This window comes from Jiangella rhizosphaerae (genome assembly GCF_003579925.1).
GTDB classification, from domain to species: Bacteria; Actinomycetota; Actinomycetes; order Jiangellales; family Jiangellaceae; genus Jiangella; species Jiangella rhizosphaerae.
Genome location: NZ_QUAL01000395.1, coordinates 1 through 11,258 on the forward strand (window position 1 = coordinate 1; position 11,258 = coordinate 11,258).

An 11,258-nucleotide genomic window follows, 5' to 3' on the forward strand; every position below is an offset into this window, starting at 1 on the left:
CGCACCCGGTGAGGGCGAGCGCGGCGCCGGCCAGCCCGGCCGCCGCCCTAGCCGCGGACGGCACGGCGATCGCGCCAGTACGCCGCCGTCGCGACCGCTCCCGCCGCCACCAGCAGCCCGCCGAGGGCCGTCAGCCCCGCTGTCGCCGACGTGCCGGTGCTCGCGAGGTCGCAGTCCTCGCCGGTCGCGGGGGTGGTGGCCGACGGCGACGGGGTCGGCGTGGCGGTGGGCGTCGTGGTGGCGGTGGGCGTCGTGGTGGCCGACACCGGCGCGGTGCGCGCCGCGGACGCGTCGCCGACCACGAACGAGTACGCCACCGGGCCGGTGGTGACGGTCTCGCCGGCGGCCGTGGTGCCCGACACCTCGAACGTCAGCGTGTAGCCGCCCTCGGCCGAGAACGCCCAGTTGGCATGGACGTGCTGGCCCACGCTCTGCTCCCGGGCCGGCAACGACTCCTTCGAGCTGAAGATCCGGCTGATGGCGCCGAACCCGGTCGTCTGGAAGACCTCGACCGTGCCCGGGCCCTCCGCACTCACCAGCCGCATGTCGACGGCGTCGCCGGCGAACGCGCCGGCCGCGAGGTCCTCCGTCGACCAGCCGGCCCACACCACCTCGGGGTTCTGCGTCTCCGGGATCAGCCACAGCGGCGCACCCGCGGTGCCGAGGAAGGCGTAGGTGTCGCCGTCGGGCACCGTGCTCGCCGCGGCCGGCCCCACGTTGACCAGCACGTTCGCCGGGTCGTAGTAGGTGTGGTCGGCGGCCGTGCCCACCTTGGCGCGCAGGCCCAGCCGGCCGGACTCGACGTACGGCGCGAGCAGGTCGACGTGCTCCGTCGTGAGGACCACCGGGTCGGCGGACTGGCCTCCGCCTCCGCCTCCGCCTCCGCCGGGCGTCGACGGAGTGCTGCTCGGGCTGCGGCCGCCGCTCGGCCGCGGCACGCAGACCTCGGTGGTCGGCGTGGTGGTGGGCCTGGTCGTGGGGTCGGTGGTCGGCGTGGGCGTTCCGCCGTCGCCGCCGGCATCGCCGCCGTCGCCCGACGCCGTCCCGCCGCCCGACGCCGTCCCGCCGTCCGTGCCGGAGTCGTCGCCGCCCGAGGCGTCACCGCCCGAGGCGTCACCGCCGGTCTCGTCGCCGCCCGAGGCGTCACCGCCGGTCTCGTCGCCGCCCGAGGCGTCACCGCCCGAGGCGTCACCGCCGGAATGGTCGCCGCCGGACTCGTCGCCCGGGTCACCCGGGTCGCACTCGGGATCGCCCACGACGACGGCGTAGTCGACCTCGCCGGTGGTCACCGTCGCGCCGTTCGCGAGGGTGCCGGTGACCTCGAACGTCAGCGTGTACTCGCCGAGCTCGCTGAACGCCCAGTTGGCGTGGACGTGCTGCCCCACGCTCTGCTGCCGGCCGGGCAGCGCGTCGGCGGAGCTGAAGATGCGCGTCGGCGCGGCGCCGAGCCCCGCCGTCTGGAACACCTCGACCTCGCCCGGGCCCGCGACGTCGGTCAGCGTGATCGTGACCGAGTCGCCCTGCAGCGCACCGGCGGCCAGGTCCTCGGTGGACCACCCCGCCCACACGACGTCGGGGTTCTGCGTCTGCGGGATCAGCCAGAGCGGGTCGCCCGCGGTGCCGAGGAACGTGTAGTCCGCGCCCGCCGGCACGGTGCCGGCCGCCTCGGGGTCCTTCACCTGGACGAGCAGGTCGGCGGGGTCGTGGTAGGTGTGGTCGGCGGCGGTCCCGACCCTGGCACGCAGGCCGAGACGGTCGCCGTCGAGCACCGGCGCGAGCAGGTCCACGTGCTCGTCGGTGAGCATGGTGCGCGGGTCCTCGCACTGCCCCGGCGGGTCGGTGCCCGGGTCGTCGTCCTCGACGGTCAGGGTGAACGGGGCGGAGTACGCCACGTGCACGCCCTCGTCGGTGGAGAGCGCCGCGCGGTACTGCCGGCCGTCGTCGGCGGCGGACGGGGTGACGGTGAGCGTGTCGGTCGTGGCGCCGTCGACGGGGTCGAACGTCAACGCGCCCGGCGCCCGGGTCGACCACCGGTAGGCTGTGAGGCCGGTCGGCGGGTCCTGCGACACCGTCAGCGTCGCCGGCTCGCCCGCCGGCACCGCGCCGTCCGGGCCGGCGACCGTCAGCGTGGTCGCCGGCGGCTCGACGTCTCCCTCCTCGACCGTGACGGTGACCGCCTCGCTGGTCGACGACGCGTAGAACTGCGGCTCCTGCGACGTGTACGTGGCCGTGACGGCATGCTCGCCCGGCTCGGCGAAGGTCACCGGCAGCGCGGCCCGGCCGTCGGTGAGCGGCGCCCAGCCCAGGGCGGTGTCGCCGTCGTGGAACTGGACGTGCCCGCCCGGCGCCGGCGGCGCGCCGGAGCCGGGATCGGTCGTCACGCCGGCCTCGAGCACGACCTCCTCGCCCACGACGGCGCTCTGCGGCGCCTGGACGGTGGTGGTGGACGGCGCCGCCGCGGGCAGCGCGCCGCGCTCGCCGCCGACCACCCAGGTGTAGTCGACCGGCCCCGAGGTGACCGGCGCGCCGCCGACCGTCGCGGAGACCGTGAAGGTCAGCGTGTAGACGCCGGGCTGGGTGAACGCCCAGTTCGCGTGGACGTGGGCGCCGACGCCCTGCCGGAGGGTGGTGTGGTCCTCGTCGGAGCTGAAGATGCGCTCGATGTCGCCGAACCCGACGGTCTGCCACACCTCGACCTGCCCGGGCCCGCGCACGTCGGTGAGCGTGATGTCGACGGCGTCGCCGTCGACCACGCCGGGGGCGAGCTCTTCAGTGCTCCACCCGGCCCACAGGACCTCCGGGTTCTGCGTCTGCTCGATCACCCACGCGGAGTCGGTGCCGAGGAACTCCACGTACGGCTCCGGCAGGCCCTCGATGCGCGCGAGGTCGGAGAGCTGGAAGACCAGGTCGTCCACCGGCACGTGCTCGACCGGCGGGCCGATCTTCGAGTCGACCGTCAGCCGCTGCCCGTCGAAGCCGACGTTGATGGCGTCGACGTGCTCAGTCGTGAGCACCCTCCGCTCGCCGGCGGGCGGCGGCGTGCCCGGCTCCGCGACAGCCGTCGGGACGGCGGCGGGAACCGCGGCGAGCAGACCGGCGCTGCCGGCCACACCCACGATCTTCCGGACCAGGGAACGGTGCATGACGCGATCGGCTCCTGTCAGTGACGACATGACGCGAGACAATATAGATAACGATTCTCACTTTTGCTAGCTGTGTCCGGTTCGCGGCTACGCGCGTGACCGGCGCACCAGTGCCACGGCGTCGCCGACCGGCTCGAGCGCGAGCGTCGGCGGCAGGTCACCGGCGATGTCCTCGGCGCCGAGCGGCAGCCAGGTGCTGGTGGAATCCAGGGCGCGGATCAGGGTGGCGCCCTGCCAGACCTCGTAGCGGCTGACGGACTCGCCCGGGCGCCCGGGCGGCAGGTGCCGGGCGCGGTACTCGTAGCTCCCGAGCCGGCGCGACTCGACGATCTCGGCCCGCGGTCCGCCGTCGGGATCGGGCCGCCGCTGCGTCGTGACCAGCCCGGCCCCGTCGCGCGACAGGTGCGCGCCGAGCCAGCCGAACAGGTCGCGCCGGTCGTCCCGGGAGAGGTGGCCCAGCATGTGCGCGCAGACGAACCCGTCGACGCGGTCCGGTAGCAGGCCCAGGCCCGCCGGCGCGGCGCCGGCGACGACGGTCACCCGCTCGGCCAGGCCGAGGTCGTCGGCGACCCGGGCGGTCAGGATCGAGCGCATGACCAGCGCGGGCTCGAGCGCGACGATCCGCGCCGGGGTCTCGCCGGCGATGACCCGCGTGCCCATGCCGGTCCCGGCACCGATCTCGACGACGACGGCGTCCTCGTCGAGGCCGGCGAACGCGGCCCGCACGTGCGGGCGCAGCCGCTCCCACGGCTCGGTCATGAACAGGTCGTGGAACTCGGCGAGCTGCTCGTACCCCGTCGCGGCGGTGGACACGACGGCTACCAGCTGGACTTGGTGACGCCGGGCAGCTCACCGCGGTGCGCCATGTCGCGCAGCCGGATGCGCGACAGGCCGAACTTCCGGTAGACCGCGCGCGGCCGGCCGTCGACCTGGTCGCGGTTGCGCAGCCGGGTGGCGCTGGCGTCGCGGGGCTGCCGGGCCAGCGCCCGCCGGGCAGCGGCGCGTTCGTCGTCGGTGCCGGCGGGGTCGGCGATGACCCGCTTGAGCTCGGCCCGGCGCTCGGCGTACCGGGTGACGATCTCCTGCCGCCGCGTGTTCTTGACGATCTTGCTCCTCTTCGCCACCTAGATCCGCTCCCCGCGCGCGAGTAGCTCGGCCACGACCGCCTCGATGCCCCGCTTGTCGATGGTCTTGATGCCGCGCGCGCTCACGGTGAGCGTGACGTTGCGCCCCAGCGACGGCACCCAGTAGCGCTTGCGCTGGATGTTGGGGTCGAACCGGCGCTTGGTGCGCCGGTGGGAGTGCGAGATGGAGTGGCCGAAGCCCGGCTGGGCGCCGGTCACCTGGCATCGTGCGGACATGCAGGGTTCCCTTCTTTCCGCGGGGTGTCAGAGTGGGCTGTGGATGTCGCCGAGCCAGGCCTCGAAGCCGTCGCCGGCGGCCTCCCAGTACATGCCGCGCGCCCGGGTCTCGGCGTCGCTGAGCAGACAGCGCTCGAACGCCGCGGCGACCTCGTCGCGGCCGTCGTCCATGCCGGTCACGACGATGCGGGTGAACGGCCGCCGCCTCCGCCACGGCTCGGCCACCCCGATGCTCAGCTGGCCGCCGGCGCCGTCCCACGCGCACGCGACCGTGGCGCGCGTCGGCAGCCAGAAGCAGCCCCGCGAGCGCCGCGGCCCGCCGCCGACGGCCGCGATGTCCTCGTACAGCCGCTCCGGATGGAACGGCCGGTCCGATCGCAGGTCCAGCCGCCAGACGTGGCCTCCCGCGAGTGGCGGCAGCGGCTCGTGGCGCAGCCGGTCCGTCCACGCCTCGGCGGCCGCGTGGTCGTGAAGGCCGGCGAGCAGCCGCGCCGGCTCCAGCACGTCGCCGCCGGCGAGCACCGCCGCACCCGGCCGGGCGAGCGCACGGACCAGCTCCAGCTCCGCGTCGTCGGCGGCGCCGACGACGGCCACCGCGTCGGCGTACTCCACCTGCGCCGCGCCGACCTCGGCCACTCCGCGGCGGTCGTCCGCGGCGGTGTGCGTGCCGCGCTCGCACAGCAGCTCGTCGCCCAGCAGGTCGTCCACCAGCCGCTCGCCGTCGACGGCACTCAGCACGCCGGCGATGCGCACGTGCCGCAGCCGCACGTCACCGGCGACGACCCGGCAGACCTGCTGCGCCTCGGCGCCGGCCGGCAGCTGAGCGACGATGACGCCCCACCGCCCGGCGTGCGCGAGCCGGGCCAGCGTGGGCGCGACGTCCTCGCGCACGGCGCAGCTGACGCACGCGTGCTCGAGGTCGATCTCCTCCCGCTCGACCACGCCGGTCACGTCGCTGACGGTCCTGAGCAGCCGGCTCCGCTCGACGTCGATGTGATGGTGCACGACGACGGCGTCAGGCAGGTCCCACTGCAGGGTGATGGTCGTCGAGGCCATCGCGTCCGGGCTGACACCGGTCACCAGGACCGCGGGTGTGGTGCGCATCCGCAACTCTTCCTAACGAGAATCAAACTCATTAACGGCGATGGTAGCACCACGGCCGCAGGTGGTGGCGTCGGTCGCCCGGCGGAGCCAAGGCGGGCAGTACTGCCCGGCAGTGTTGACACCAGCGCCAACAATTGGCATCAGCGTCTACACCCCTGCGATCACGCAGCCCTCCGGCGGCTCGCACCGCCCCCGCCGCGGGCACGACGCCTCCGCACGTGGTCAAGCATCGTCGGCGGTGGCGCGGACCAGGCGGTCGCCGTCGGGGGTGCGGTAGTACAGCACCGAGCGGCCGGCGCGGCGGCGGCGCACCAGTTGGGCGTCGAGCAGCACTTTGAGGTGGTCGCCGACGGAGCCGAGGGCGAAGCCGGTCACCGCGACGAGCTGGGTCGTGCTCATCGGGTGGTCGAGCAGGCTGAGCAGTGTCGCGCGGGCCGGGCCGATCAGCCGGCTCAGCGCGCCTGGTGCGATGCGGCGTCCCTCGGCGAGTACTCCGGCGCACGGGTAGACGATCGAGTAGCGGTCGGGGCGGCGCCAGCCGACCCAGCCGCGGGCGCCGGTGATGGGAATGAACAGCAGCTGCCCGTGGTGCAGGTCGTGCGGCGGGTAGTCGTAGGCGTTGATCCGCAGGCGTCCCTCACCGAGCCAGCGCATTCCGGGTCGCATGTCGTCCAAGGCGGATGCCCAGCCGCTGGTGCTCAGCCGGCGGGTACGGGCGATGGCGTCGGCCTCGAAGGCCCGTGCCCGGCGCTGCCAGTCCGGTTCGATCGTCTCGGTCCACACCCAGTCGACCACGGCGGCGATGCGGTCGGGCAGGTCCGGCACATCGAGCGCGGGGTCGTCGCCGGCGAGGTCGGCGCGCAGGGCCGCGGCCGGCGTCGTGCGGATGCGGTGCAGCTCGTCATCGAAGGTGGGCTCGTCGTCGAGCGGCGGCGCGCAGAGGAAGTCGGCCAGCCAGGTGGGCAGCAGGGCGCCCGTCAGGAACGCCCGGCCCACCGGGTCGCCGGCCATCCGGTCGCGGAAGGCCGCCCGCGCCTGGGCCGGGCGGGCCAGCTGACCGGGGCGGTTGGGCCGCTCGCCGGTCAGGACCCGGATGGCCGCGATGGTCTCGGCCAGCGCCGACACGTGGAACCGGCTGCCGGCGAGGACGTCGGCGTCGACCAGCCAGATGCCCACGTTTCGCCTCCACCCGAAACTGTACCGGGCCGGCGACGGCGCTGACCAGACTGCCTGCCATGCGCACCTACCGAGAACTGTTCCGCACACCGGAATTCACCGCGCTGTTCGCGGCGTCGTGCGCGCAGGTCGCCGCGACGACGCTGACGGGGCTCGCGCTCGCCACGCTGGTGTACGCCCGCACGGAGTCGCCGCTGCTGTCGGCGCTGAGCATGTTCGGCCCGTCGTTCGCCGCGGTGATCGGCGCCATCACGCTGCTCTCGGTGGCCGACCGGGTGCCGCCGCGGCCGGCGATGACCCTGGTCGCCCTCGCTGCCGCCGTGGGCTGCCTCGCGCTGGCGGCCCCGGGGGTGCCGCTGCCGGCGATGTTCGCGGTGATCTTCGCGCTCGGCCTGGCGGCGTCGATCGGGTCCGGGGTGCAGTACGGGCTGCTCGGCGAGATCGTGCCGCCCGACGGGTACGTCCTGGGCCGGTCGGTGCTCAACATGTCGGTCGGCGCGATGCAGGTGGCGGGCTTCGCGCTCGGCGGCGTCCTGCTCACGGCGGTGTCGCCACGGACGGTACTGCTCGTCGGCGCGGCGCTGGCCGCCGGATCGCTGCTGGTCGTCCGGCTGGGTCTGAGCGCCCGGCCGGCCCGGGCGTCGGGTCGCCCGTCCCTCGCGATCACCTGGCGGGTCAACCGGGACCTGCTCTCCGCACCGGCACGCCGGGCCGTCTACGTCGCGATGTGGGTCCCCAACGGCATGGTCGTCGGATGCGAGGCGCTGTTCGTCCCCTACGCGCCGCACGCCGCCGCTGTCCTGTTCGTCGCGACGGCGCTGGGCATGCTGCTCGGCGACCTGGCCGCCGGACGATTCCTCTCGCCGGCGACACGGCAGCGGTACCTCACGCCGCTGCGCTACCTGCTGGCGGCGCCGTTCCTGCTCTTCGTGCTCCCGCTGAGCCTTCCCGTCGCCGCCGTCGCAGCGGCCGTGGCGTCCGTGGGCTTCATGTCCACACTCCTGCTGCAGGAACGCCTGCTCGCGCTGACCGGCGCGGACGTGCGCGGACAGGCGCTGGGGCTGCACGCGTCGGGCATGAAGGCGATGCAGGCGGCCGGCGCGACACTGGCCGGCCTGGTCGCACAGGTTCTTCCGGTCGGGGTTGCCATGGCCACGATGGCCGCCCTGTCACTCGCCGTCACCGTCGCACTCACCCCCGGCCTGCGGCTGTCCGACCCCGGTCAAAACGTCCAGCGCTGCTCCTCCGCGCCCGAGCAGGTCCGCAGCTCCAGCCGCTGGCCGTCGCGCAGCGGGAGGCCTCCGGCGACGGTCAGGCACTTGCCCGACGGCGGGTTGACCAGCCGCCGGCTGCCGGCGTCGTAGCTCCATCGCTGGGCGCCGGTGCCGTTGCAGGTCCAGAGCTGGACGGCCGTGCCGTCGGCCGTGGCGCCACCGGCGACGTCGAGGCACTTGCCCAGCGCGCTGAGCGTGTCGCCGGAGCGGGTCCAGGTCTGAGCGGCGTTGCCGCTGCACCAGACGATCTGGATCGGGTTGCCGTCGGCGGGGTCGGCCCACGGCACGTCCATGCACATCCCGTTGGCCGCGTGCACCGGCCCGGTGCCCGGCGGCAGCGCAGGAGTGCCGCCGGGCCCGCCGCCGATGGGGGTCGCCGCGCCGGAGAAGGGGTCCAGCTGGATGTACGCGGCGGCCGGGTTGGCATCGTGGACGAGGGACTCGTGGTGGCCGACGTCGTCGAAGGCGAACGCGTAGGCCTTGCCGTCGGCCATCTGCGCGTGGATGTGCTTGGCGTAGTGGTTGGTGACGGCGTCCTGGTAGAACGCGTCGGCGCCGGCGTCCGGCTGCTGCGAGTTCACCAGCAGCGTGGACCGGTTGAAGCCGGCGCACAGGGTCCGCGCGATCGCGCCCACGTCGTCGTTCGGGGCGGCGAGGTCGCGGTGGCAGCCGAGGATGGAGTCGCTGGACGGCCGGTTGAACGTCGTGACGACCGCACCGGCCGCGTCGGTGAACGTCATGACGTCGCCCGTCACGCGCCCGAAGAACGCCCGGCCCGGCTCGTGGGCGTAGGGCCGGACGGTCAGCGTCTCGGAGCGGTACTTGGCCCACACGCGGTCGACGTAGCCGGCGAACACGTCCGGGGCGAGCTGTCCCGTCCCGACCGCGTGCCCGGGCGACAGGACGCGCAGCACGGACCCGTCCGCCGCACGCTGCACCAGGCCGCCCCACCCGGGCGTCGCCTCGAGAGCCGAGACGACGGCGCCGAAGCCGTCCGGCCGCAGCATGCCGGTGCCGGCCACCGTGCCGTCCGAGCGCCGCAGGCCGGTCTGGTAGGGCGCGGAGAAGAAGTCGACCTGCGTGCTGTTGATCCAGAGCCCGCCGTCGTCGAGGGTGTACTCGGTCCAGTTGAACAGGATGTCGCGGTTGGGGTCGCTGGGGTTCTGGACCGCCGGCTGCACCAGCCGCCCGTCGTCGACGATCTTGAAGGCGAGCTTGGTGCCGTAGGAGAAGTAGACCCGGCCGGACAGCCGCGGCAGCTGGATGGTCATCGACTGGCCGTCGGCCGGCCCCGGTATCGACGCGTCCGGCGCGTCGACCGGCACGCCGCCGACCGCGGGCCAGGGGTGGAAGGCGCCGGCGGCGTCGGCGTACCCGAGCCGGCCGTCCCGCTCACCGAGGACGTAGAGGTAGGCGGGGCCGGCGCGGCCGGAGTCGTTGGTGATGGTGAGCGGGATGACCTCGGCAGCGGCAGGCGCGGCCGGGGTGGCCGCCGGCGCCTGCGGCGCGACCGCCGCCGACCCGGCCAGGACGAGCGCGAGTGCGGCGAGAGTGCTGGCGAGCTTCTTCATGGCGGCGAGCCCTCCTCCGTGGTCCTGGCCCGTGACACTATTGGAAAGCTTCCTTCCTGTAAAGGATGGTGTCACATCCAGTCACGGCCGGCCGGGAGGGCACCTCCGCTAGGGCTTCCCGCGCCTCGCCACCTCGATGTCCCCGGCGGCGACGTCGAGCAGCTGGTGCGCGAGATCGGACAGTGCCCGCGCGACGGCCAGCTCGTCGCCGATGCGCGGCACCTCGGGGTCCTCGGGGTTGCGCCGGGCGCGGCCGATTCCCGCCATCGCCGGCTGCCGCGGCGCCTGCAGCCGGGCCTCGGCATGCGTCATGCGATCGTCCTGGTGCTCGTCGATGACCACCTCGATCGTCCAGTGCTTCTCCTGTGTCATCGCGACTCCCACACGATCGGCGCCACCGATGGGTGGCTCTCGCGTCCGCTTACCCGCGCCCCTCGGCCACCAAACAGCAGCTGACCAGCCAGGCGCCGCCGCCGCGACCCGCGTGCGTGGACTCGCCGCGGCACGGGTACGAACGGCGCATGAGCGTGTCGGACGCACCGGTCTTCCGCGATCGCGCCGACGCCGGTCGCCGGCTCGGCGAGCGCCTGCGCGCCCTGACCTTCCGCGACCCGATCGTGCTCGCCCTGCCCCGCGGCGGGGTCCCGGTCGCCGCTCAGGTCGCCGCCGCACTGGACGCCGCACTGGAGGTGTTCGTCGCCCGCAAGGTCGGCGCTCCGTCGCATCCGGAGTTCGGCATCGGCGCCATCGCCGAGGGCAGCGACGAGGTGGTGGTGACGAGCTCGGCCGGACGCCTCGGCCTCGGCGCCGACGACCTCGAGACGCTGGTCCGCGGCGAACGATCCGAGCTCGCCCGCCGCGTCGACCTGTACCGCGGAGCAGCGCCGCTGCCCGATCTCGAGGCGCGGGACGTGATCCTCGTCGACGACGGCCTGGCGACCGGTGTCACGGCCGAGGCGGCGCTGCGCTCGCTGCGCGGGTTCCGGCCGCATCGGCTCGTGCTCGCCGTGCCGGTCTGCTCGCCCGACTCCGCCCAGCGGCTGACGGCCATCGCCGACGACATCGTCTTCGTGGCGGCCCCCGAGGACCTGTTCTCGATCGGCGCCTACTACGACGACTTCACCCAGACCACCGACGACGAGGTCGTCGACCTGCTCGCCTCGTCCCGGTCCCGAGCGGCGACCAGCGGCGAGGACGGGGCCGGCGAGCGGCCGGTCACCATCGCCGTCCCCGGCGACACCATCGACGCCGATCTCACCGTGGTGGACGCGGCACGCGGTGCCGTGCTCTTCGCGCACGGCAGCGGCAGTAGCAGGCACAGCCCGCGCAACCGCCGGGTCGCCGAGGCACTCCAACGACGCGGGTTCGCGACCGTGCTCGCCGACCTGCTCACCGAGGGCGAGGAGCGCGCCGACCTCGCCACCGGACGGCACCGGTTCGACATCGCTCTGCTGTCGCAGCGGCTCGAGCAGGCCGCCCGCTGGCTGGCGGCGGAGCCGTCGACCACCGGGCTCCCCCTGGGCTACTTCGGCGCCAGCACCGGCGCCGCCGCCGCGCTGGTCGCCGCGGCGGCGTCCGGCGGGCGGGTCCGCGCCGTCGTCTCCCGCGGCGGACGGCCCGATCTGGCCG

Annotated in this window: 9 protein-coding genes and 1 pseudogene; 2 read left to right on the forward strand and 8 right to left on the reverse strand. The window is 74.5% G+C overall.

Translation table 11 applies throughout. From position 1 onward, the window contains the following. Window positions 1-47 precede the first annotated feature (47 nt). From DY240_RS26700 to DY240_RS26725, 6 genes are all read right to left on the reverse strand, one after another. Window positions 48-3,143 carry a choice-of-anchor M domain-containing protein gene (locus DY240_RS26700; RefSeq protein ID WP_119662709.1) on the reverse strand — a complete coding sequence of 1,032 codons (3,096 nt, stop codon included), beginning with the start codon at window positions 3,141-3,143 and terminating at the stop codon, window positions 48-50. 87 nt (window positions 3,144-3,230) lie between these two features. Then, on the reverse strand, window positions 3,231-3,956 hold the full coding sequence (locus DY240_RS26705) for a class I SAM-dependent methyltransferase (protein ID WP_119662710.1): 726 nt from the start codon (window positions 3,954-3,956) through the stop codon (window positions 3,231-3,233). 5 nt (window positions 3,957-3,961) lie between these two features. Beyond that, the gene (gene rpsN / locus DY240_RS26710) at window positions 3,962-4,267 is read right to left on the reverse strand and encodes a 30S ribosomal protein S14 (RefSeq protein ID WP_119662711.1); all 306 of its coding nucleotides are present in this window, start codon (window positions 4,265-4,267) and stop codon (window positions 3,962-3,964) included. Beyond that, window positions 4,268-4,504, reverse strand: coding sequence for a 50S ribosomal protein L28 (rpmB, locus tag DY240_RS26715; protein ID WP_119662712.1), 237 nt, complete (start codon window positions 4,502-4,504; stop codon window positions 4,268-4,270). A gap of 27 nt (window positions 4,505-4,531) precedes the next feature. After that, window positions 4,532-5,608: a GTP-binding protein gene (locus tag DY240_RS26720; RefSeq protein WP_119662713.1), complete on the reverse strand. Its 1,077-nt coding sequence runs from the start codon at window positions 5,606-5,608 to the stop codon at window positions 4,532-4,534. A gap of 222 nt (window positions 5,609-5,830) precedes the next feature. Then, window positions 5,831-6,784 carry a helix-turn-helix domain-containing protein gene (locus tag DY240_RS26725; protein ID WP_119662714.1) on the reverse strand — a complete coding sequence of 318 codons (954 nt, stop codon included), beginning with the start codon at window positions 6,782-6,784 and terminating at the stop codon, window positions 5,831-5,833. Between the two features lie 59 nt (window positions 6,785-6,843). Here DY240_RS26725 and DY240_RS33925 point away from each other — a divergent pair, with 59 nt between their 5' ends. Continuing rightward, window positions 6,844-8,148: an MFS transporter gene (locus DY240_RS33925; protein ID WP_407659417.1), complete on the forward strand. Its 1,305-nt coding sequence runs from the start codon at window positions 6,844-6,846 to the stop codon at window positions 8,146-8,148. Here the strand turns inward: DY240_RS33925 and DY240_RS26735 are convergent. Then, window positions 8,076-9,629: pseudogene (locus DY240_RS26735) on the reverse strand (glycoside hydrolase family 64 protein); the annotation flags it as partial. The gene DY240_RS33925 and the pseudogene DY240_RS26735 overlap by 73 nt on opposite strands. 108 nt (window positions 9,630-9,737) lie before the next feature. Further along, window positions 9,738-10,001: a DUF1876 domain-containing protein gene (locus DY240_RS26740; RefSeq protein ID WP_119662716.1), complete on the reverse strand. Its 264-nt coding sequence runs from the start codon at window positions 9,999-10,001 to the stop codon at window positions 9,738-9,740. 149 nt (window positions 10,002-10,150) lie between these two features. Between DY240_RS26740 and DY240_RS26745 the strand changes: the two genes are divergently transcribed. Further along, on the forward strand, window positions 10,151-11,258 hold a 1,108-nt coding region (locus tag DY240_RS26745; protein ID WP_119662717.1), incomplete at its 3' end, for a phosphoribosyltransferase family protein.